19 protein-coding genes are annotated in these 24,215 nt (G+C 45.7%); 17 read left to right on the forward strand and 2 right to left on the reverse strand.

Annotated elements, in window-relative coordinates; genetic code table 11:
- Positions 1-112 precede the first annotated feature (112 nt).
- The 6 genes from OCU38_RS11750 to OCU38_RS11775 all read left to right on the forward strand — a co-directional run bounded on the left by OCU38_RS11750 (position 113) and on the right by OCU38_RS11775 (position 7,137).
- On the forward strand, positions 113-1,423 hold the full coding sequence (locus tag OCU38_RS11750) for an anaerobic C4-dicarboxylate transporter (protein ID WP_261823190.1): 1,311 nt from the start codon (positions 113-115) through the stop codon (positions 1,421-1,423).
- Positions 1,424-1,610: 187 nt separating this feature from the next.
- Positions 1,611-3,428, forward strand: coding sequence for a protein-disulfide reductase DsbD (locus OCU38_RS11755; protein ID WP_261823191.1), 1,818 nt, complete (start codon positions 1,611-1,613; stop codon positions 3,426-3,428).
- A 204-nt stretch (positions 3,429-3,632) separates the two neighbouring features.
- A complete protein-coding gene (locus tag OCU38_RS11760) occupies positions 3,633-4,268 on the forward strand; it encodes a response regulator transcription factor (protein WP_021714612.1) in 636 nt (211 codons plus the stop codon).
- A 241-nt stretch (positions 4,269-4,509) separates the two neighbouring features.
- Entirely contained in the window at positions 4,510-4,773 is a 264-nt protein-coding gene (locus OCU38_RS11765) for a DUF4212 domain-containing protein (protein WP_021714613.1), read from the forward strand.
- A 12-nt stretch (positions 4,774-4,785) separates the two neighbouring features.
- Positions 4,786-6,513 carry a sodium:solute symporter family protein gene (locus tag OCU38_RS11770; RefSeq protein ID WP_021714614.1) on the forward strand — a complete coding sequence of 576 codons (1,728 nt, stop codon included), beginning with the start codon at positions 4,786-4,788 and terminating at the stop codon, positions 6,511-6,513.
- Between the two features lie 141 nt (positions 6,514-6,654).
- Positions 6,655-7,137 carry a hypothetical protein gene (locus OCU38_RS11775; RefSeq protein ID WP_261823192.1) on the forward strand — a complete coding sequence of 161 codons (483 nt, stop codon included), beginning with the start codon at positions 6,655-6,657 and terminating at the stop codon, positions 7,135-7,137.
- On the opposite strand, the gene OCU38_RS11780 is transcribed toward OCU38_RS11775, so the two are convergent.
- Both OCU38_RS11780 and OCU38_RS11785 read right to left on the reverse strand, forming a co-directional pair.
- Positions 7,107-10,574 carry a PAS domain-containing hybrid sensor histidine kinase/response regulator gene (locus OCU38_RS11780; RefSeq protein ID WP_261823193.1) on the reverse strand — a complete coding sequence of 1,156 codons (3,468 nt, stop codon included), beginning with the start codon at positions 10,572-10,574 and terminating at the stop codon, positions 7,107-7,109. The two genes, OCU38_RS11775 and OCU38_RS11780, sit on opposite strands and share 31 nt — an antisense overlap.
- A gap of 124 nt (positions 10,575-10,698) precedes the next feature.
- Positions 10,699-11,883, reverse strand: a complete 1,185-nt coding sequence (locus OCU38_RS11785; RefSeq protein WP_261823194.1) for a 3-phenylpropionate MFS transporter — start codon at positions 11,881-11,883, stop codon at positions 10,699-10,701.
- Positions 11,884-12,072: 189 nt separating this feature from the next.
- On the opposite strand from OCU38_RS11785, the gene OCU38_RS11790 reads away from it, so the two are divergent.
- The 11 genes from OCU38_RS11790 (at position 12,073) to cobT (ending at position 24,196) form a co-directional block, all read left to right on the forward strand.
- Entirely contained in the window at positions 12,073-13,893 is a 1,821-nt protein-coding gene (locus tag OCU38_RS11790) for a DUF294 nucleotidyltransferase-like domain-containing protein (protein ID WP_261823195.1), read from the forward strand.
- A gap of 2 nt (positions 13,894-13,895) precedes the next feature.
- Complete coding sequence (locus OCU38_RS11795; RefSeq protein WP_023404453.1) at positions 13,896-14,534, forward strand: 3'-5' exonuclease; 639 nt, start codon at positions 13,896-13,898, stop codon at positions 14,532-14,534.
- A 192-nt stretch (positions 14,535-14,726) separates the two neighbouring features.
- A complete protein-coding gene (gene acs / locus OCU38_RS11800; protein WP_261823196.1) occupies positions 14,727-16,676 on the forward strand; it encodes an acetate--CoA ligase in 1,950 nt (649 codons plus the stop codon).
- Positions 16,677-16,998: 322 nt separating this feature from the next.
- Positions 16,999-17,448: a type II 3-dehydroquinate dehydratase gene (gene aroQ / locus OCU38_RS11805; protein WP_152822315.1), complete on the forward strand. Its 450-nt coding sequence runs from the start codon at positions 16,999-17,001 to the stop codon at positions 17,446-17,448.
- A gap of 54 nt (positions 17,449-17,502) precedes the next feature.
- The gene (gene accB, locus OCU38_RS11810; RefSeq protein WP_261823197.1) at positions 17,503-17,967 is read left to right on the forward strand and encodes an acetyl-CoA carboxylase biotin carboxyl carrier protein; all 465 of its coding nucleotides are present in this window, start codon (positions 17,503-17,505) and stop codon (positions 17,965-17,967) included.
- A 14-nt stretch (positions 17,968-17,981) separates the two neighbouring features.
- The gene (gene accC, locus OCU38_RS11815; RefSeq protein ID WP_261823198.1) at positions 17,982-19,325 is read left to right on the forward strand and encodes an acetyl-CoA carboxylase biotin carboxylase subunit; all 1,344 of its coding nucleotides are present in this window, start codon (positions 17,982-17,984) and stop codon (positions 19,323-19,325) included.
- 136 nt (positions 19,326-19,461) lie between these two features.
- The gene (prmA, locus tag OCU38_RS11820) at positions 19,462-20,352 is read left to right on the forward strand and encodes a 50S ribosomal protein L11 methyltransferase (RefSeq protein ID WP_261823199.1); all 891 of its coding nucleotides are present in this window, start codon (positions 19,462-19,464) and stop codon (positions 20,350-20,352) included.
- Positions 20,353-20,483: 131 nt separating this feature from the next.
- Positions 20,484-21,449 (forward strand): tRNA dihydrouridine synthase DusB, encoded by a 966-nt coding sequence (gene dusB, locus OCU38_RS11825; RefSeq protein WP_152822311.1) that lies wholly within the window; start codon positions 20,484-20,486, stop codon positions 21,447-21,449.
- A gap of 45 nt (positions 21,450-21,494) precedes the next feature.
- On the forward strand, positions 21,495-21,791 hold the full coding sequence (fis, locus tag OCU38_RS11830; protein ID WP_017027299.1) for a DNA-binding transcriptional regulator Fis: 297 nt from the start codon (positions 21,495-21,497) through the stop codon (positions 21,789-21,791).
- Positions 21,792-22,161: 370 nt separating this feature from the next.
- Positions 22,162-22,866, forward strand: a complete 705-nt coding sequence (locus OCU38_RS11835; protein ID WP_261823200.1) for a histidine phosphatase family protein — start codon at positions 22,162-22,164, stop codon at positions 22,864-22,866.
- Between the two features lie 280 nt (positions 22,867-23,146).
- Positions 23,147-24,196: a nicotinate-nucleotide--dimethylbenzimidazole phosphoribosyltransferase gene (gene cobT, locus OCU38_RS11840; protein ID WP_261823201.1), complete on the forward strand. Its 1,050-nt coding sequence runs from the start codon at positions 23,147-23,149 to the stop codon at positions 24,194-24,196.
- The last annotated feature ends 19 nt before the right edge of the window (positions 24,197-24,215 follow it).

Genomic DNA, 24,215 nt, shown 5'->3' on the forward strand with positions numbered 1-24,215 from the left:
AGAGAAAACTCACTTCTATACTTACCACAATTCTAATAAAAATTTCTAGAGCTCAAAGTTCCGACTTTGAGCTTTTCTTTCTTAAAATCAACTCACTCAAAGGAAAACAAGTATGCTAATAGTAGAACTTCTGGTCGTCTTGGTATTTATATACCTTGGTGCCAGAATTGGAGGAATAGGAATTGGCCTTGCCGGTGGCTTAGGTGTCATCGCTCTGTCTATCGGACTGGGTGTTCCCACTAGCCAAAGCTACATCCCTATCGACGTTATTTTAATTATCATGTCGGTGATTACCGCCATTGCCGCCATGCAAGTTGCCGGTGGTATGGACTGGTTAGTACAAATTGCAGAAAACTTTTTACGCAAAAATCCAGAGCGCATTACGTTTTATGCTCCTATCGTTACCTTCCTAATGACCCTTATGGCAGGTACTGGACACACTGCATTTTCCACGCTCCCTGTTATTGCTGAAGTAGCAAAAGGCCAAGGCATACGCCCTTCTAGACCTCTTTCAATTGCCGTTGTCGCCTCTCAAATTGCTATCACAGCTTCACCTATCTCTGCTGCTGTAGTGGCTTTTTCTACTATGCTAGAGCCTCAAGGCGTTAGCTATTTAACCTTGCTCGCCATTTGCATACCAACTACTTTTATTGCCTGTATGGTGGGTGCATTTGTGGCAAACTTTATTGGTTGCCCGCTGAAAGACGACCCTGTGTATCAAGAGCGTCTTGAGCAAGGACTGATTAAGCTCAATACCGCAGAACATAAACGTGAAATTCTACCAACAGCAAAACGTGCTACCTATATCTTCTTAGGTGCTATCGTGCTGGTTGTATCATACGCAGCGGCAATTTCTGGCTCAGTCGGCTTAATTGAAAATCCGGCCATTGGTCGTAACGAAGCCATTATGGCAGTAATGCTAGGCGCGGCGGCCGTCATCGTACTGACCTCTAAAATTGATGCAGCATTGATTCCTGCGGCAGCCACCTTCCGCTCAGGTATGACCGCTTGTGTTTGTGTATTGGGTGTTGCTTGGCTTGGCTCAACCTTTGTGAATGCACACGTGAATGACATTAAAGAGTTCTCTAGTGCACTCCTGTCCGACCACCCTTGGATGTTAGCGCTAATCCTGTTTTTTGCGTCTATGTTGCTGTATTCACAAGGGGCAACCACAATGGCGTTAATGCCAGCGGCATTGGCTATTGGTGTCGCGCCACTTACGGCAGTGGCCTCTTTTGCGGCGGTAAGTGCACTGTTTGTATTGCCGACTTATCCAACACTGTTAGCCGCAGTAGAAATGGATGACACCGGCTCAACACGCATTGGTAAGTATGTCTTCAACCACCCATTCTTTATTCCAGGCGTTGCGACAATCTCAACCTCAGTTGCGCTAGGCTTTATGTTTGGTAGCTTGTTTATCTAACCTCTCAATCGAGATTATTTTGGGGTACATTTAAGTGCCCCTTTTTCTTTTGTCCTACTCAGTAAATGGTAAAAGCCTGCCAAACAGCGCAGAAAAATAACAAGCTCATGATAGTCAGTAGGCGAACGAAACTTAATCGGCTACTATCGGGTCTACTAGTTATCTGAACCTAATTGATACAAATACTATGCGCGCTGTTTTTATCTCACTTTTGTTACTTTGTTTCTCGCAGACAACCTTGGCAGCCTTCAATAGCGAATCAAACTCGCCATCAAGCCCTGCACCTGCTAATAACTTCGATCAAGCCAGCTTTGGGCAACCTAGCTTTGTGCGGGTTGATCAAGCGTTTCCGTTTGATTTTATTCAGCAAGGCGATCAAGTTCAGTTAACTTGGCAAGTCACCGATGGCTACTACCTGTATCAATCTCGATTTAATGTCAGTGCAGAAAATGCCACCTTAGGTGAGCTATCACTGCGAGACGGCACGCCATACCAAGATGAATTTTTTGGCTTAGTCAATATCTACACAGAACCTGTCACCATCACTGTGCCTATTACTGGGCAAGGCGAACACTCACAGCTCATAGTGCAATATCAAGGCTGTGCCAAAGCCGGTTTTTGCTACCCGCCAGAAACTAAAGTCATCGGTCTGCAAGCTATCGATAATGTAGCGAAGATCGACTCTTCTAAGGTGACTACGAATACCGCAATCACATCACAGAGCGCCCCTCAAGAGAGACAGCCAAAAAGCGAAAGTGATATGGCGGCAATGCTTGGCGACTCAATCTGGACACCACTTATCTTCTTGGTGCTCGGCATTGGCTTGGCATTTACACCATGCGTACTGCCAATGTATCCAATTTTAACCAGTATCGTATTAGGCAACGGCAAACTGTCTCCTGCTAGAGCACTGTCACTGTCTTTCATTTACGTGCAAGGGATGGCGCTGACTTACACCTTGCTCGGGCTTGTTGTCGCCTCGGCAGGCATGCAGTTTCAGGCGGCGTTGCAACACCCAGCAGTGCTGATCACCATTAGCGTGCTGTTTGTATTGCTGTCGTTATCTATGTTCGGCTTATACAACCTGCAATTGCCAAGTAGCCTGCAAACCAAGCTCAACGAAATCAGCAATAAACAAACCGGCGGACGTTGGTTGGGCGCATTTGCAATGGGCGTAATATCCGGTTTAGTGTGCTCACCTTGCACCACGGCCCCTCTTTCTGGCGCGCTATTGTATGTGGCACAAACGGGCGATTTGTTCACCGGAGCCATCACCTTGTATGCGCTGGCATTAGGTATGGGCATACCTCTGATTGGTCTGGCGGTATTTGGCAACCGCTTCTTACCAAAAGCGGGCCTATGGATGGATAAAGTTAAAGTGCTATTTGGCTTTGTACTATTGGCTGCACCTCTATTTTTCTTAGAGCGAATCTTAGCCGAGCAATGGATCACAGCACTTTGGTCTATTTTAGGTATTAGCTTCTTTGCTTGGCTGTATCATTCTAAAAATCATCTGCCGTTTGGCAGTTGGAAGCAAAGCCTTATCGGTATTGTTGCGGTACTTGGCTTAGTTGGCTCAGCACAACCGGTTTGGAACAAACTGCTAGGACTAGATAGCCAAGTCGAAGCGCCACAATCGCAAATTGAGTTTATTCGCGTCACCACAGTTCAAGACCTGCAACAAGAGTTAGCCAAAGCGAAACTGGCAGGTAAGCCCGTATTATTCGACTTCTACGCGGATTGGTGCGTGGCTTGTAAAGAGTTTGAGAAATACACTTTCCATGAGGCGAATGTGGAACAAAAGCTCAGCGGATTTGTACTGCTACAAGCGGACGTCACCAAAAATCAGCCGCAAGACATCGAGCTATTAAAACATATGCGCGTGTTAGGTCTGCCGACTATCGAGTTTTGGGATGCGCAAGGTCAGCATTTACCGGCGGCTAGGTTAACCGGTTTTGTTAAGGCTGAACCTTTCCTCAGTCATCTGCAGCGGTTTAATCTATAAACGTTTTAATCTATAAACGCTTTAATCTATAAACGGATTAGCCACTCAAAAAGAGACGCCCACTGACTCATTAAGTGGGCGTTGTTACTTCTAGCGCAAATAAATATAGAGCTGAGCCAGAGTTTTAGTGACCGATTCTTGTTCATCAATATAAAACTATCAATAATCACTTAGATTCCCATTTTATACATGAGTACAAGTGATATGGATGCCACTTACACGATTGTTATTGCTGACGATCATCCCCTCTTCCGAAATGCATTATTTCAGTCGGTACACATGGCTATTAGTGGTGCAAACCTACTGGAAGCGGACTCTCTGAATAGCCTGCTCGATTTACTGCGTAAACAAGACGATGTGGATCTGATTCTGTTAGACCTAAAAATGCCGGGGGCGAATGGCATGTCTGGTTTAATGCAATTGCGCAGTGAATTTCCAGACATCGCGGTGGTGGTTATCTCTGCCAGTGAAGAACCTTCGGTAGTGAGCCAAGTTAAAAGCCACGGCGCCTTTGGTTTTATCCCCAAGTCTACCGATATGCGCAGCCTAATCAGTGCTCTCAACCAAGTATTAAATGGCGACCAATTTTTTCCTGCTGAATTAGCCAAACAAGCAGAACGCTATAGCGACATTACCGATAAATTGGCTTCACTCACCCCACAACAATACAAAGTATTGGCAATGCTTGCTGACGGTCTGCTCAATAAACAAATTGCCTACGAACTGGATGTATCCGTTGCCACAATCAAAGCCCACATGACGGCAATTTTCCGCAAATTAGGGGTCACCAATCGCACCCAAGCAGTGATCTTATTACAGCAATCTGATATTGAATCCTAAGCTGTTTCTATCCCTTTGATTAGGAAATAAATCCGTTTCCTGATCTCTGCCCTTATTAGACCTTTGGCTAATATCCAGCAAACCCCAGTTCACACTTTATCAGCACACCACAATAAACCACTGATTTTAATGAATTTTCCATCTCACTCACTCAAGACCAAAGTTCAAATGAGTTATTAACCTCCCACTGCTATCGTATGTTTGAAACATTTTATTAACAAACGAACGTAAGGAGACGGCAATGGCGTTTGAAAATGAAGAACGAGCCAAAGCCTACTGGAGCAAGAATGTTCGACTCATGATCAGCCTAATGGTGATCTGGTTTGTTGTGTCATTTGGCTGCGGTATTTTATTTGTAGACGAACTCAATCAATTCCAACTTGGTGGTTACAAACTCGGATTCTGGTTTGCACAGCAAGGTTCCATCTACTGTTTCTTGGGCATTATTTTCTACTATGCGTGGAAGATGCGTCGAATTGACCGCGAATTTAACGTAGAAGAATAGGGAGCAATAAAGATGGATCTTAAGACAATTACCTACCTAGTGGTCGGGGCAACTTTCTTGCTCTACATAGGTATCGCAATATGGGCTCGCGCAGGTACCACTAAAGAGTTCTATGTAGCCGGTGGCGGCGTACACCCGATTGCCAATGGTATGGCAACCGCTGCCGACTGGATGTCAGCAGCTTCGTTTATCTCAATGGCAGGTCTGATTGCCTTTATGGGTTATGGCGGCTCGGTATTCCTGATGGGTTGGACCGGCGGTTATGTACTGCTAGCACTACTGCTCGCACCTTACTTACGTAAGTTTGGTAAGTTTACCGTTCCAGAATTTGTTGGCGAACGCTTCTACTCTAAAACAGCGCGAGTAGTGGCGGTTGCCTGTCTTATCATTGCCTCGGTTACTTATGTAATCGGTCAGATGAAAGGCGTTGGCGTTGCATTTGGTCGTTTCCTTGAAGTGGATTACTCCACTGGGCTTGGCATAGGTATGTGTATCGTATTCATCTACGCCGTTATGGGTGGTATGAAAGGGATTACTTACACCCAGATCGCTCAATACTGCGTCCTCATTCTTGCATACACTATTCCAGCAGTATTTATTTCACTTCAACTGACAGGTCACGCCCTTCCGCAAATTGGCTTAGGGAGCACCATGACTGGAACCGATGTCTATCTATTGGATAGGCTTGACCAAGTGGTGACCGAACTCGGCTTTAGTGAATATACGACCCATGTGCGGGGAGATACGCTCAATATGTTCGTGTACACCATGTCACTGATGATAGGTACCGCAGGTCTGCCACACGTAATTATTCGTTTCTTCACTGTACCTAAAGTACGTGATGCTCGAACCTCAGCAGGTTGGGCACTGGTCTTTATCGCGATCCTTTACACTACAGCACCTGCTGTTGCAGCGATGGCTCGCTTGAATCTAATGGACACGGTTAATCCTGCATCAGGACAACATCTGGTGTATGACGAACGTCCAGCATGGTTTAAAAACTGGGAAACAACCGGCCTACTCGGGTTTGATGATAAGAACGCTGATGGGCAAATTCAGTACACTTCGAGTGCGGAAACTAATGAGCTAAAAGTAGATAGAGACATCATGGTATTGGCGAACCCTGAGATCGCTAAACTACCAAACTGGGTAATTGCCTTAGTGGCAGCGGGTGGACTAGCGGCGGCACTTTCTACCGCAGCGGGGTTACTACTGGCCATCTCCTCCGCCATATCCCATGACTTAATCAAAGGGGTCATAAACCCCAACATATCGGAGAAAAAAGAGTTACTTTCCAGTCGGATAGCCATGGCGGTGGCAATTGGGGTCGCGGGGTATCTGGGACTCAACCCACCGGGCTTTGCTGCGGGGACGGTGGCGCTCGCCTTTGGTCTCGCCGCCTCCTCCATCTTCCCGGCCTTGATGATGGGTATCTTTAGTAAAGGCATCAACAAAGAAGGCGCGATTGCAGGGATGATCGCAGGTATCAGTATTACTTTGTTCTATGTATTCCAACACAAAGGCATCTTGTTTGTCGCGGATTGGACCTACTTACAAAGCTGGGGAAGTAACTGGTTCCTAGGTATTGAACCTAATGCGTTTGGTGCGATTGGTGCGCTGTTTAACTTTATCGTGGCATTTGCTGTGTCTAAAGTCACCGCTGAAACGCCGCAAGAAGTTAAAGATCTTGTTGAGCATGTACGCGTACCAGCAGGAGCTGGCTCCGCTCAAGACCATTAATAGATTCTATCCAATCTAGTCCACAAAAGCCCCTTAGGGGGCTTTTTTAATAGCATAAGTCGAGTATGGTAAGAAGATGGATATGCAATGCTGTCCCTATACTTTATACCAACTCTTTTACATTGACGCTAGGATGCAAAAATGTTCAAAAACAAACACTTTATCGTTGCTTTAATAGTTGCACCCATCTTGGCTGTAATTACCTATTTTGGCATCGATATGGCCGTCAGTGAGAAACCTCACGCCGCCAAACAAGGCGAAAGCTACAAGCTCATCAGCAAATCAAATTGCCGTTACACCAGTGGTCTATGTGACTTTGAAAACGGTGAATTCAAGATTCAATTTCGTTCAGAAAAGCTCACTGAAAATACCTTAGATCTCACTCTAAAAGCGAAATTCCCTCTGCAAGGCATCAAAGTCTCACTGGACGAAAACGGCGATGCGAAGCCAGTAAACATGACCGCCACCAGTGCAGATAAGCGCAACTGGGCCGTCTCATTGCCTGCAAGTGATCTCGACACTAAACAGTTGCGCGTAGTCGCTCAAGCCGACAACACCTATTACTTCGGTGAAACCGACACCACCTTCGTGGTTTATGAGACGCTGTTTACCGAAGACAAATAACGCTCTGCGTTATTCAAAAGGGTTCGAAGTTTTAATGGCTTGACCGGTTTTGCCAGAAAATCAAAGCCTTCATTTTTCACTTGTTCAATAATATCTGGGGTGCGATCAGCACTGATGATCACCCCATGAAAACTGCCGCCAAATAACTGACGAAAACGTTGCAGCACTTGTAATCCAGTCTTGCCATCTTCTAATCGATAATCTGATAAAATCACATCCGGTTGCCAATCATGCTCCAATCTAAGCAAGCTTAACTGCAAATCAGTGGCTAACCTGACATCACAGCCCCAACGCTGCAATAGGTTTTCCATGCCTTCCAATATCGAGGTTTCATCATCAACACATAACACACGCAAACCACTTAAAGGGGTCACTATTGGCGCAATAGGTGTGGATGAGGGCGTGGATAACAGCGCTTTTTCTGCTAGAGGGACGGTCACCGAAAATACACTTCCTTTGCTCGGCCAAGAGCGCAATGAGATGCGATGCCCCAATAACTGCGCTATCCCTTTCGAGATGGCAAGCCCTAAGCCCAAGCCTTTGTCTGAACGAATTTGATTGGTGCGGGTAAACTCTTCAAATATCAGTTGTTGTTTGTCTTCTTCCACCCCAACACCGTTGTCCCATACCTGAATAGAAAGAGAGTCCCCTTCTCGTCGTACGCCCAATAGCACTTTACCTTGCGGACTATAACGAAAGGCATTGGTTAAGAAGTTTTGTAGCACTCGACGCAGTAACTTAGGATCAGACTCAACAAATTGTTGGGTAGGAATGGTTCTAAAATTGATGCCTTGCTCTTCTGCAATCACGCCAAATTCGGCGTCCAGATTTAATAGCATTTCGCTCAAAGCAAAAGCCTGCACTTTGGTCGGTAACTTGCCCGACTCTAAGCGTGAGATATCCAATAAATCACTGATCAGCTCTTCCGCTGCTTCCATGGCGCTTTCAATGTGCCGAGCCACGCGCTGAGTTTCATCGTCTTTGGCTATTTCTGATAACGAGGAGGTAAACAGTCGCGCCGCATTTAACGGTTGCATCAAGTCATGACTCACCGCCGCCAAAAAGCGAGATTTAGATTGTGACTCTTGCTCAGAGCGTTGCGTGGCAATCGTCAACTGACGGTTTAATTGCTCTAACTCATAGGTTCGCTCTTGCACTCTTTCCTCAAGAGTCACGTTGGCATCTTTTAACGCCTGCTCCGCCTGACGATACACAGTAATATCGCTAAAGCTCATCGCAAAGCCGCCACTTGGCATCGGATTGCCTTGTACTTCAATCACTCGTCCATCGGCTCTTTGACGAGAAGAGGTATGGTGACTGCCGCGCTGTAAATGCTCAATTCGGCGCTGCACATGAACCTCCGGATCACCGGGGCCACAAAGCCCTTGTTCGGCGTTATGGCGAATAATATCGGCAATTGGTCTACCCACCTGAATCAAGCCCACCGGAAAATCAAACAGCTCAATATAGCGCTGATTCCAAGCCACCAGCCTAAGCTGTTTATCTACTACCGCAATACCTTGTTCTATGTGTTCAATCGCCCCTTGCAATAAGCTGCGGCTAAAATCGTACAGCTCGGAGGCTTCATCCACTATGGTAGCCACTTCTTCCAACTGCATGTTTTTACCCTGCAAAGCAGAAGTGAGTACTAACTTTGCCGAAGAGGCACCAAATACGCCTGCCAATACTCGCTCGGTATGTCGAATCAAGGTTGAAGGCGCGTATTGATTTGGCATCAGCACTTGTTCTTGCTGACTCCAAAATTGATTAAAGGCACTGCGTACTCTTTGCCTGCCAACAAACTTGGATGCCACCAGCTCAAGCTCTGCCACTGTGACTCGGCTTTGGTAAAGGCTGGTATTATCTGATTCAGGAAGTGGCGAGCCGACAAAAGCCGCCGATTGTAAGCGCTCACTAATGTTTGAACGGGTTAATATCGAGACCAGTACATAGCAGGCGCTATTGGCGCTAATGCTGAGCAACATGCCCCAATCTGAGTTTTTGATCTGCAAATCTGCCAATAACTCTGGCGGGGAAATAATCCAAATTAGGATATTGGTTTGTGCATCTCCGGCCAAAATACCGGTTTGGCTCATCAGCGTTACTAGCCACAATACAAAGCCCACCACTAAGCCCACATACACGCCATTGCGATTGCCGTGACGCCAATACATACCCCCGAGCAATGCTGGGGCAAATTGAGTCACGGCGGCAAAAGAGAGAAAGCCAATCGCCGACAAACTGCCAATGCTATCGAGCACCTGATAAAAGAACCACGCCCCAACAATCAGTAGCACAATCAAGATGCGGCGAATCACTAAGAGACGCCCAGAGAAATGACGGAAGTTATGTTGCGACAGTTTCATTCTGCGCAATAGCAGTGGCATAACTAAATCATTGGACACCATGATTGCTAACGCAATAGTCGAGACAATCACCATGCCACTGGCCGCCGATACACCACCAATAAACGCCAGTAACGCCACCCCATCCGCACCCATGGCAAGGGGAAGACTAATCACATAGCTGTCGGCTGAACTGCCCGGCAATAAACTGGAACCGACCCACGCAATCGGCAATACAAACAAGCCCATCAAACCTAAATAAGCCGGAAATACGCGGCGCGCAGTGTGTAAATCGTGCGCTCTTTCGTTTTCCACCACCATGGTATGAAACTGTCTAGGTAAACAAAAAATCGCCATCATAGTCAGTAAGGTGTGAATCAATAAGGTAGGTATATTGGGGGCGGCGTAGGTTTGCTTTGCCACCTCCCACAATTGAATATCTGTGCGTTGCAGTACCACCAACACCACAAACAAACCGACAAACAAAAAAGCCACTAGCTTGACGATAGACTCAAACGCAATCGCCATCATCATGCCGCGGTGATGCTCAGTGTTATCAATATGGCGCGTACCAAACAAGGCCGTAAACGCGGCTAATGCAATCACCATTAACCAAGAAACATGATATTTGTCTGCGCCCGCTTCGCCCAATACTTCAGGTACCGCCAGCTCAATGCCCATCATAATGCCGCGCATCTGCAAGGCGATGTAAGGCAAGATACCGACTACTGAGATCAAGGTGACAAAGACCGCTAAGCCTTGTGCTTTTCCATAACGAGCCGCGATAAAATCGGCGATGGAGTTGATGTGCTCTCGCTTTGCCACCAAAATCATGCGCGCTAATACGCGCCAGAAAAACACAAAGACGATGATAGGAGCAAGATAAACAGGCAGGAATGCCCAAGGGTTGTTGGCGGCTTGGCCTACCGTACCAAAAAAGGTCCAAGAGGTGCAGTAAACCGCAATCGACAGGCTATAAATCCACGGACGCCAATTGGCTAGCCATTGTGGTCGCTTATCCCCATACCATGCGATCAAAAAGAGCAACACCAAATAAAGCAGTGATGCGGGGACAATCACCCATCCTTGCATAAGTCATCCTTAACTCGTATCAACGTTCATCTCACTCGCAAATCCACTGCATTGAAAAGTACCGACAACATCGGCAAGTAGATTTATTGCTATAAGACTAGTCAAGGATCGCTTTATAGTTCAGTTAGTTAGCCTGTTTTTGTGGTTCAATACTCACTTCTTCAATATTACTCGCTGGCGCATCCAGTTTGATGAACATCGCCAGAATCCCCATCGCCGACATCGCCCAAAATACATTCGCCCCCCATAGCTCGTAACCCCAACCACTCAAGGCGGTCATGGCAGCCATTACCACCCCAAGCGGAATGGCATTGTATAGCGCTTGCAGTGCCACCATTTTGTTTGCTGGCGAGTTTTGGATATAGCGAATAGCGGCAATATGCGCCAAAGCAAAAGTGATGCCGTGAAGTAGTTGTATTAGCACTAGCGCAAACAACATAGTGGTCGAAGCGGTTAAGCCCCAACGCACGATCACACCGGCAGAAGCGACTAAAAACAGAGTGCGCAGTGACCACTTACCAAACCAGCGATTACTAAAGGCAAAAATCGCCACTTCGGCAATCACACCTAAGCTCCATAGATAACCAATAATATCAGCGGTGTAGCCGGCTTCTTTCCAGTGAATAGAGCTAAATCCATAGTAGGCAGCATGACTGCCCTGAATCAGCGCAATCAAAGCAATAAACTTAATCACTGGCCATTCACGCAATAACTGGCTCAGTTTTGGTCGCTTCGATTCAGTATTACCTTGTGTCACTGGCATCGGCGTAGGATTGCGCATCGACACTAGAATAGAAAATGCGATCCCGGCTAAAGCGGTATACACAATGAAATCCACGCCAAAGTGCGCCACCAAAAAACCTACCACCGTCGAACCGACAATAAAGGCAATCGAACCCCATAGACGAGTTCGACCATAGTCGAGCATTTTTAAGCGTGCATAGTGATTTGCCATTGCATCAGACAGCGGCACTATCGGCCCGCAACACAAGTTAAACAAAATGGTCGCCACCGCCATGAGCCAAAAACTGCCACCAGTAAAAAAGTGGAAGGCAATAAATGCCAGCGAGGCCAAACTCAATACGCGCAAGGTCGGAATTAAATGCTCAACCTTATGGATACGAGGCGTAATCACTAGGTTGGCAACACAACGCGTAGCAAAAGCAATACCGAGCAACAAGCCAATATCAGATGCAGAGATACCTTGGTCTTTAAACCATAACGCCCAAAACGGCAGATACACGCCATAGGCAAAAAAGAACCCCAAGAAATACTGGGAAATCCACGCATAAGGTGATGGCTTCAACATTCATAATCCAACAATAAACTGATTTAGGGCGCAATTATGAAGTGAACCTTGTGGAATAAAAAGGGATAACTGTTATTTCACCTTTTCCCTATTTGGCCAATCCCTATTAGACCAAAGTCGTCTGGAGCTTATTGGAGAATTTGGCACACTAGTCACTATTAAGGTTTGTCGCTAAAGGATGAAGTCTGCATGCCTGAGAAATTTAATACCCAACATCCCCCTTTTGACCGCCTCAACTCGCAGCAAATAAAGCAGTTGAAGGCTTCGTTAGACATTGCCTACTTTCGCGTTGGCGATATTTTGATAGACAGCGGGCAATCCAGCACCCACTTATATGTGTTAATTAAAGGTGCTGTAGAAGAAAGGCAGCAAAGCGAAGTGTTTGCTCACTACGGGCACGATGATCTTTTTGATGTGCGCTCACTGTTTGAGGGAAAAGTTCGCCACCAATACGTCGCCCTAGAAGATGTATTGTGTTACCTACTGCCCAGTGAAGTTTTTCTTGAGCTGTTCAACAATAACCAATCCTTTGCTGACTATTTTGATAGCCGTTTATCTAAGCGCCAACAACTCATTACTGAAGCCAAAAAACAGCAAAACCTTGCCGAATTTATTCTGACTAAAGTGGATGAATCTATCTATCATCCTCCATTAATTTTAACGCCAGACACCAGCATCCAACAGGCAACTGTACTGCTCAATAATGATGATATTGATGCCGCATTAGTTGAACTTGCTGCAGACGATCCCCGATTACAGCAAGCACCTAACGCTTCTCCGTATGCCATAGTCACCCGCACCAATCTGCTGCATTCGTTAGTGTTGCAACAGCTAACGATGAGCACGCCTGTGGCGGATATCTCGACCTTCCCCGTTTATGAAATCAAGCAAGGGGACTTTGTATTTAACGCTATGCTCACCATGACTCGCCACAAAATGAAGCGAGTGATGGTGGTCAAAGACAAACAAGCGGTTGGCATGTTGGATTTGACCCAAATACTCAGCTCATTCTCTTCGCACTCTCACGTTTTAAGCCTGAGTATTGCCCGAGCAAAAAGCATCGCAGAGCTGGCGCAAACCTCACAACGCCAAAATGACTTTGTAAAAAGCTTATTGGTAAATGGCATACGCACTCGATTCATCATGGAGCTTATTTCGGTACTCAATGAACAGATTATTGAGAAAGCCTTTCAGCTAGTTGTGCCCAAAGAAGTTCAGCCGCACTGCTGTCTACTGGTATTAGGCTCTGAGGGGCGCGGTGAACAAGTGCTAAAAACCGATCAAGACAATGCTCTGATTATAGAAGATGGTTATGAGTGGCCGCAGTGCCAGTCGGTGATGAACGAACTCACCGAAACCTTATTGCAACTTGGCTACCCACTGTGCCCCGGTCAAGTCATGGTGAATAACCCGCTTTGGGTGGCAACCCAGAGTCAATGGCAACACAAAGTAACGCAATGGATAGCCATGAGTAATGCAGACTCGGTAATGCAACTTGCCATATTCTCCGATGCTCTGCCTGTAGCTGGCAATAAACAGCTTGTTGACCCAGTTTTAGACGCCTTACATACCAGCCTAAAAGGGCGAATGCTCACCCTATCGGACTTTATCAGGCCTGCACTGCAATTCTCAGTGCCACTAACTCTATTTGGCAAAGTAAAAGCGCGCAAAGATGGCTTAGACATCAAACAAGGTGGCATTTTTTCTATAGTGCATGGCATTCGAGCGCTAGCGTTAGAGCATGATATTCGTCAGCGTAATACCTTTGACCGAATCCAAGCTCTGCATCAACTTGGTTGCCTTGAAAGTGACACTGCCGATAACCTCAGTGAAGCCTTAAAACTCTTTTGTAAACTGCGCCTAGCCCAACAACTGGCACATCAAGATGCGTCAAATAACCTCGACCTCAGCACCTTAGATAGAACCGAGCGAGACCTGCTCAGGCACAGCTTGCATGTGGTGAAAAAATTTAAGCAATTCCTTAGCTATCACTATCAGATAAGGGATTAATTATGAACTGCTTACTGAAACAATATTGGCATTGGAAACTGCAAGGCTCCCCTTTTCAGTCATTATTTGCACACAGCGATAGTGACAATAACGAATACGTGTCCATTGATTGTGAGACCACCAGCTTAGAGCCAACCCGAGCGGAGCTTGTCACTATTGCCGCCACCAAAATTATTGATAATCGGGTTATCACAAGCGCCCCTTTGCACATCAAACTCAAAGCCCCGCAGTCATTAGACGAAAGTTCAATAAAGGTGCATCAAATACGCCACCAAGACCTTGGTGATGGCTTAGATGAGAAAGAAGCGCTACAGCAGTTGCTCGATTTTATCGGTCAGCGTCCTATTGTGGGCTATCACATTCGTTACGATAAACGCATTTTGGATATCGCGTTTAAAAAGCATTTTGGCTTTCCATTGCCCAACAACATTATTGAAGTTAGCCACATCTACCAACAAAAGCTCGAAAGACATCTGCAAAACGCCTACTTCGACCTAAGCCTTGAAGCCATTTGCCGTCATTTAGAATTACCTATACGAGATCATCACAACGCACTGCAAGATGCGATCACCGCCGCCTTGGTTTTTGTGCGCCTCACCAAAGGTGATCTGCCCAGTCTCAACATGCCTCATATCAAGTAAAGATCAGCCTCTCAACTTACAAAATAACGGTTAATTTTCACGGTGATAACGCCCATCTCATCCTAAAGTCTAATTGTGGAAATAGCCTAGGTGATAGAAAGTGATATCTATTACTTATACCAATCGTCAGATAGCGAAACAGCGGTTAAGCCAGCGTGTAAAAAAATAGCCGTATTCACAAGGAGATCAGCAATGAGTGAAACCCACATCTATCCAGTAAAACAGAACATAAAATCTGTCACCCATGCAGACAACGATACCTACTTGAGCATGTATCAACAGTCCGTCAGTAACCCAGAAGCATTTTGGGCGGAGCATGGCAAAATTGTCGACTGGATTAAGCCCTTCACTAAGGTCAAAGAAACCTCTTTTGACACTGGGCATGTAGGTATCAAATGGTTTGAAGATGGCACCTTGAACGTATCGGCCAACTGTATTGACCGTCACCTTGCGACGCGCGGCGACGAAGTAGCGATTATTTGGGAAGGCGATGATCCCGCCGACGATAAAACCCTCACCTTTAATGAACTGCACCAACAAGTGTGTTTATTTTCTAATGCACTAAAAGCCGAAGGCGTAAAAAAAGGCGATGTGGTCTGCCTGTATATGCCGATGGTTCCCGAAGCCGCCGTCGCGATGCTGGCATGTACCCGCATTGGCGCGGTGCATACTGTAGTGTTTGGTGGTTTCTCACCTGAAGCACTGGCAGGACGTATTGACGATTCAGATGCAAAAGTCGTGATTACCGCCGATGAAGGCGTGCGTGGCGGACGCGCAGTGCCACTCAAGAAAAACGTAGACCAAGCATTGAGTAACCCCAATGTCACTACCATAAACAAAGTGATTGTTTTTCAGCGCACTGGCGCGGATGTGGCTTGGAATGCCGATGTGGATGTTTGGTGGCATGACGCTATCGCCAATGTAGACGCTGATTGTCCTCCTGAAGAAATGAACGCCGAAGATCCCCTATTTATCCTGTATACCTCTGGTTCAACGGGCAAACCGAAAGGGGTACTGCACACTACTGGCGGCTACCTTGTGTATGCCACCATGACCTTTAAATACATCTTTGATTACCAGCCGGATGACATATTCTGGTGTACCGCAGATGTAGGCTGGATAACCGGTCACTCATACCTAGTGTATGGCCCTCTTGCCAATGGCGCGACCACCATCTTATTTGAAGGTGTCCCGAATTACCCCAACACTAGTCGCATGAGTGAAGTGGTTGATAAGCACCAAGTCACGCTGCTCTATACAGCGCCGACCGCTATTCGCGCGCTAATGGCAAAAGGTGATGAAGCCATTCAAGGTACCAGCCGCGACAGTTTGCGCATTATGGGCTCAGTGGGTGAACCAATTAACCCAGAAGCGTGGGAGTGGTATTACAACACTATCGGTGATGCAAAATCGCCAATTGTGGATACTTGGTGGCAAACCGAAACCGGTGGAATCCTCATCTCACCACTTCCTGGGGCAACAGACCTAAAACCGGGCTCTGCCACTCGTCCATTCTTTGGCGTACAACCTGCGCTGGTGGATAATATGGGGAATCTGATTGAAGGTGAAGCGTCAGGCAACTTGGTGATACTGGATTCATGGCCGGGACAAATGCGTACCGTGTATGGCGATCATGACCGTTTTGAACAAACCTATTTCTCTACCTTCCAAGGCATGTACTTTACCGGAGATGGCGCACGACGAGATGAAGACGGTTACTACTGGATAACAGGGCGTGTGGATGATGTACTGAATGTATCTGGTCACCGCATGGGTACCGCCGAACTAGAATCTGCATTAGTCGCGCACGATAAAATTGCCGAAGCCGCTATTGTGGGAGTTCCACACGATATTAAAGGCCAAGCCATTTACGCTTACATCACTCTCAATGCCGATGAATACCCAAGTGCTGAACTGCACAAAGAAGTGAAAGAATGGGTAAGAAAAGAAATTGGCCCTATTGCCGTTCCTGATACTTTGCACTGGACAGATTCGCTACCCAAAACCCGTTCCGGTAAGATCATGCGCCGAATTTTGCGCAAAATTGCTACCGGAGATACCAGCAATCTTGGTGATACCTCAACACTGGCCGACCCAAGCGTGGTAGAAAAATTGATCTCCGAGAAAGGTGAACTGGTTTAACCACCGATAGCAAAGCAAATAGCCGTCACATCGTGACGGCTTTTTTGTTTAAAGACGGTTACAAATTAACCATAATAAAATTAATTAGTTAACCTATGATTACTTAATCGGCATTCTGCATAATTAAATACTGGCGCGACTAGACTAACTTTCAATCACTTATATGTGATTAGACCAGTAATTTGCTGTTAATTTCGCTGAATTAGCTATAATCATGCGCTAATTTGCCTTTTGACATAATTCTGACTGGAAATTATTCAGGATTCGTAAAATAATTAAAGGCAACAGTGAATAACTCACATTAACGGAAGATAGCGACAAGATGACTACAAAATCACGTGTTCTACTCCTAAACGGTCCAAACTTAAACCTACTCGGCAAACGAGAGCCAGAAGTTTATGGTTATGCGACATTAAACGATATTATCCATGATCTGCAGCAACAAGCCGATCAAGCAGGAATAGAACTGACACACGTTCAGTCTAATCGTGAATACGAACTCATCGACGCTATCCATAATGCCATGGGAGAGATCGATTTCATTATCATCAACCCAGCCGCATTTACCCACACCAGTGTTGCTCTAAGAGATGCACTACTCGGTGTCAATATTCCGTTTATCGAAATACACCTATCCAACGTACATGCCAGAGAACCATTTCGTCATCACTCCTATCTATCCGATAAAGCGGTTGGAGTGATATGTGGACTCGGGGCACAAGGATACAACTTCGCATTGTCGGCAGCGAAACAACACCTGCAGGCAAAATAAATCTAAGCCATCTCGACGACAGCGAGAGGCCACACACAAGACAAGAGAAGAATCATGGACATTCGCAAAATAAAGAAGTTAATCGAACTAGTAGAAGAGTCTGGAATTGCAGAACTTGAGATTTCTGAAGGTGAAGAATCAGTACGCATCAGCCGTCACGGCAATGCACCTGTTGCACCAATCCAATATGCAGCAGCACCTGCACCTGTAGCAGCGCCAGCTCCTGCAGCAGTAGCTCCTGCGGCAGCACCTGTTGCTGAAGCGCCTGCAGCTCCTGTAGATGCTGGTCATAAAGTTCTTTCTCCAATGGTAGGTACTTTCTACCGTGCTCCTGGTCCAGATACAAAATCATTTGTAGAAGTAGGCCAATCTATTTCTGCTGGCGACACTATCTGTATCGTTGAAGCAATGAAAATGATGAACCAAATTGAAGCCGATAAATCTGGCGTAGTTACTGCAATTCTTGTTGAAGATGGTGCTCCGGTAGAATTCGACCAAGCTCTGATCGTTATCGAATAATAGAGGTCGACATTATGCTAGACAAATTAGTCATCGCGAACCGAGGCGAAATTGCGCTTCGTATTCTTCGCGCATGTAAAGAGCTAGGTATTAAAACCGTAGCCGTTCACTCAACAGCTGACCGTGATCTTAAACACGTTCTACTTGCTGATGAGTCAATCTGTATCGGTCCTGCTCGCGGTATCGACAGCTACCTAAATATCCCACGTATCATTTCAGCAGCAGAAGTTTCTGGTGCTGTAGCGATCCACCCAGGCTATGGTTTCCTTTCTGAAAATGCAGATTTTGCAGAACAAGTAGAAAAATCAGGCTTCATTTTTGTGGGTCCTAAAGCTGAAACCATCCGCATCATGGGTGACAAAGTTGCTGCTATCAACGCAATGAAAAAAGCGGGCGTACCTTGTGTTCCTGGTTCTGACGGCCCTCTTGATGACAACGATGCAACAAACAAAGCTCATGCTAAGCGCATTGGCTTCCCTGTTATCATCAAAGCATCTGGCGGCGGCGGCGGTCGTGGTATGCGTGTAGTTCGCTCTGAAGGTGAACTAGTAGAAGCTATCGCTATGACTCGCGCAGAAGCAAAAGCTGCTTTCAACAACGATATGGTTTACATGGAGAAATACCTAGAAAACCCTCGTCACGTTGAAGTTCAAGTTATTGCTGATGGCCAAGGTGGCGCAATCCACTTAGGCGAACGTGACTGTTCAATGCAACGTCGTCACCAAAAAGTAGTCGAAGAAGCACCAGCACCAGGTATCACTGACGATATGCGTAAGTACATCGGTGAGCGTTGTACTCGTGCTTGTCTTGAAATCAACTACCGCGGTGCAGGTACTTTTGAGTTCCTATACGAAAACGGCGAGTTCTACTTCATTGAAATGAACACCCGTATTCAGGTAGAGCACCCAGTAACTGAAATGGTAACTGGCGTTGACCTAATTAAAGAGCAACTTCGTGTTGCTGCAGGTCAGCCTCTATCATTCACCCAAGATGACATCAAAATTCGCGGCCATGCTGTTGAATGTCGTATCAATGCTGAAGATCCAGAGCGTTTCCTACCTTGCCCAGGCAAAATCGAACGTTTCCATGCTCCAGGTGGTATGGGTGTTCGTTGGGAATCTCACATCTACTCAGGTTACACAGTGCCACCTCATTACGATTCAATGATTGGTAAACTGATCACCTTTGGTGAGAACCGTGATGTTGCTATCGCACGCATGAAAAACGCACTCAGCGAAATGATCATTGAAGGCATTAAAACTAACGTGCCTCTACAACTCGACATCATGAATGACGAGAACTTCCAACATGGTGGTGCAAACATCCACTATCTTGAGAAGAAGCTTGGTCTGCAATAAGTATTAACTAAATACTTAGCGTAATTGAGGGTGTTAGCCAACTATGTTGGCTAACACCCTTTTTCTTTGTATAGATGAAGTTGGTTAAATTTACTGCTAAAATCCACGCCAATTATCAATACGCAGAGTGAACTCCATGCCTTGGATTCAAATCAAACTTAACGCCACTGACAAAAATGCCGAGCAAATCGGTGATATGTTGATGGAACAAACTGGTGCCCTTTCCGTTACCTTCCTAGATGCTAAAGATACGCCTGTATTTGAGCCACTACCGGGTGAAACACGCCTATGGGGTGAAACAGACATCCTAGCCCTATATGACGCAGAAGCGGACACACAGTGGATTTTACAGCAAATCGAAGCAAGCCAGCTTCTTGAGCAAGGTTTTGCGCACAAAGTAGAGCAGCTTGAAGATAAAGACTGGGAACGCGAGTGGATGGATAACTTCCACCCAATGAAATTTGGTGAGCGTTTATGGGTATGCCCTAGCTGGCGTGAAATCCCTGAGCCAGATGCCGTCAATGTTATGCTTGACCCAGGTTTAGCCTTTGGCACCGGTACACACCCAACCACTTCACTTTGTTTAGAGTGGCTAGAAGGGTTAGACCTTACAGGAAAAACTGTGGTCGATTTTGGTTGTGGTTCAGGCATTCTAGCGATCGCAGCGATCAAGCTAGGCGCGAAAAAAGTGATCGGGATCGACATCGATCCACAAGCGATCCTTGCATCTACCGCTAATGCTGAGCGCAACGGCGTAAAGGAGCAACTGGAACTATACCTACCGCAAAACCAACCTGAAGGCCTGATTGCCGACGTTGTTGTGGCTAATATTTTAGCCGGCCCATTGCGTGACCTATCCGCTGTAATCAAAGCACTGGTTAAAGAAAATGGCGAACTTGCTATGTCTGGCGTGCTCGATACACAGGCAGAAGATGTCGCAAATTACTATCGTGACCAGTTTAATGTAGACCCTATTGTAGAGATGCAAGAGTGGTGTCGCATCTCTGGAAAAAAGCACTCTAGTTGAGTCACATCAAAATTTGTGCAAAAAACAGCCAAGTTCGCAAATATTTTTTGAAATGCTCAAATATTAGGCTTTTCACGCGCGCAAAAAATGCGTAAAATGCGCGCCCTTGCTGTTAATAATGTGACCATGATTTGAAAATCGGTAAATACGAACTTAAGAATAATTTGATTGTAGCACCTATGGCTGGCGTTACAGACAGACCCTTTCGAGAGTTGTGTCTTCGATACGGTGCTGGTATGGCTGTCAGTGAAATGATGCTCGCCAACCCTAAGACATGGAATACATCAAAATCACTGCAACGAAGAGTACATGAAGCCGAATCGGGCATTCGCTCAGTACAGATTGCAGGATCAGATCCACAATTAATGGCAGAAGCTGCGCAATTTAATGTAGAGAGCGGTGCGCAAATCATCGATATCAACATGGGTTGCCCAGCTAAAAAAGTGAACAAGAAACTAGCGGGTTCAGCGCTACTAAAGCATCCAGAGCTTGTTGAACAAATTCTGAAAGCGGTAGTAGATGCGGTAAATGTCCCTGTGACATTAAAAACCAGAACCGGTTGGGATACAGAGCATAAGAACTGTGTCGAAATCGCTAAAATAGCCGAAGACTGCGGCATACAGGCTCTCGCTCTACATGGTAGAACGCGAACTTGTATGTACAAAGGAGAGGCCGAATACGAGAGCATCAAAGCGGTTAAGCAAGCTATTTCGATACCTGTAATTGCCAATGGCGATATAGATAGCCCCGAAAAAGCAAAGCATGTACTGGAGTTTACCGGTGCAGACGCCTTGATGATTGGTCGTCCCGCCCAGGGTCGTCCGTGGATTTTTCAAGAAATCCAACATTATTTAGAAAACGGCACCACGATGCCCGAGCCTCCTATGCAGGAAGTAAAAGACATCATGCTTGGTCATGTTCACGAGCTTCATCAATTTTATGGTGAGTTCTTAGGTCCGCGCATTGCAAGAAAGCATGTGGGTTGGTACCTAAAAGAGCACGAGCAAGCACGTGAGTTTCGCCGTGTCTTCAATGCTATCGAAGTTGCCCCTGCGCAATTAGACGCATTAGAAGAGTATTTCAATTCCTATCATTGATAGGGATATGGTTGCATTATAATTACGAGAAGAGCTAGATTGAATATGTTCGAACAAAACCTGACTTCTGAAGCACTAACAGTTACTACAGTAACAGCTCAAGACCAAATCGCGCAAAAACCACTTCGCGACTCAGTAAAAGTTTCAGTTAAAAACTATCTTGCACAATTAAATGGTCAGGATGTAGACGACCTTTATGAGCTAGTGCTAGCTGAGGTTGAACAACCACTACTAGACATGATCATGCAATACACTCGCGGCAACCAAACTCGCGCTGCATCTATGATGGGTATCAACCGTGGTACACTTCGTAAGAAACTTAAAAAATACGGCATGAACTAAGCATTAGTTTTAGTTTTAGTTTTAGTCGCTAGAATCCTAAGGCTTACCAAATTTGGTGAGCCTTTTTTTATATCCCCACTCCAACCTTGCAAAAATGATCTACCATCATTCCATTTATATAGTTATTGGGTTTATATAAACAAAAAGCTAGTACACCTGTCACAATCCACTTTCTGTTTAATACCTCACCTAAAACACCACAAATGATCGCTTATTATTTCACTTTTATAGTTATTGAGCTTAAAGGGTCAAAAAGCTTGTACGTATGTACGCGTATCTTAAGGAATGTTAGTGACTTTCTGCTGTTTCCCCTGTTGAATAGATTACAGAGAATAAAAAAGTGAATATGAATAGCTCAAGGTAGATTGCAATGAAGCAGCTAAAGTTGTGGATGTTACGTCATGGTCAATGTGAAGGTGGCAACATTTTAAGGGGACAAGTGGATGTGTTGCTCACTCAAGCAGGGCAAGCACAGATGGATAAGGCGTTTTCTGCTATTCCTCAATTGCCTTCTGAGATCGTCAGCTCACCTTTGCAACGATGCGCTCTTTGGAGCAATAAAACCGCTGTAGAGAACAAGCTAGTGATGAGTACTCTTAACGGTTTTGCGGAGATGGACTTTGGCGACTGGGATGGCAAAACCTTTGATGAGCTTTATCAGCACTCGGCGGAAAAAATGGATGCCTTTTGGCGTGATCCTTGGCAGACAAAAAATAGCCCTCCCAACGGCGAGACTTTAGCTGACTTCGAATTAAGAGTATTAAACGAGTTATCTCAACTGTTAGAAAGTCATGCCAACCAAACAACAACCTCAGAGGATGCCACAGCGTCTGTGCTAATGGTGACTCACGGCGGAGTCATCAAGGTCATTCTAGGGCATATATTAAAAGCTCAGCAAAATAACGGCCTTTTTAGTCAGTTAACCTTACCTTATGCCGCACTACTGGAAGTTGATATCTACTTTTCTACACCTGAGCAAACATCAAATACTAAAAGCCCAACAGCAACATCACTAGAGGCGGTGCAACAGCAGTTGCAAGCCTATCAATTCTGCATGCATTGGCCAAAGCTATGAATATCCTAATTACTCGCATTAAGCTGACAATAGGCGAAATAATCCTTGGCATCATAAATGGGTATTTATAATTTATTACACTTTGCATTGCCATTCATTGAGTAGTGACGCATTAACTAGTAACACATTGAATAGTAAAGGATAACCTGCCAGTATGGTTTGCTGTTATCAGTAGTTTCTGATTACTGAATAGACCTTACTCAGGTTAATACTTACCAATGACAACATCAGGTCAGATAACCTCAATTATAAATACATGAGTCATAGCATAGGAGTTGCAATGTTTTCTGTAGACCCGGTTAACCACGCGTTAGACGAACAAATTAGCCACATCATTGATCAAAAAACCAAACCATTAGGCGCTCTAGGGCAACTAGAAACACTTGCCGTGCAAATCGCCAGAGTGCAAGCCGTTGGTAAAGATAGCCTTGCTAGACTCACCATCACCAAGCCAGCCATGTTGGTCTTTGCTGCCGACCATGGTATTGCTGAATATGGTGTGTCTATCGCACCAAGCGCTGTCACCACGCAGATGGTGTACAACTTTGTCGCGGGTGGCGCGGCCATCAATGTATTTAGTCGTCAGGTAGGTTTTAATCTGGAAGTGATTGATTGCGGTATTTTAGAGCCGCTTGCCGATCCTACTGGGGTGACAGAACAACGCTTAGGTGCAGGTACCGCTCCTATTCATCTTGCGCCAGCAATGAGCCTTACCCAAGTTGAACAAGGCTTTAGCTACGCGACTGAGGTGGTTCAGCGCCATCATCAATCAGGTTGTAATTTAATTGCGCTAGGCGAAATGGGGATCGGTAATACCTCGTCAGCTGCGGCAATAATGTCGGCACTGTTAGATATAGAAGTGAGCCAATGTGTTGGACGCGGCACTGGAATCGACGATAAAACCTTACAGCTAAAAACCAAACTGCTTAATGAAGCACTCACGTTGCACCGTCAGCAATTAACCTCTCCTATGCAGGTTTTAGCGCATGTTGGCGGGTTCGAAATTGTACAAATGACTGGAGCAATCCTCGCCGCCGCAGAAAGAAAAATGTTGGTTGTCGTAGATGGCTTTATTGCTACTTCGGCGGCATTAGTTGCTGTTGAGTTATACCCAGAAGTTCGTGACTATCTTATTTTTGCTCACCAATCGAATGAAAGCGGCCATAAGTTAATGCTAGCGCATTTACAGGCAACGCCTCTGCTACACCTAGATTTAAGACTGGGTGAAGGCACAGGTGGCGCATTAGCGTTACCATTAATTCAAGCGGCGACTAATTTTTATAATGATATGGCTAGCTTTGGTGATGCAGGAGTTAGCAACATCACCTAAAGAGCGTCAGCTAAAAGTT

Origin of the sequence: Vibrio neonatus, from assembly GCF_024346975.1 — a bacterium.
Taxonomy (GTDB): domain Bacteria; phylum Pseudomonadota; class Gammaproteobacteria; order Enterobacterales; family Vibrionaceae; genus Vibrio; species Vibrio neonatus.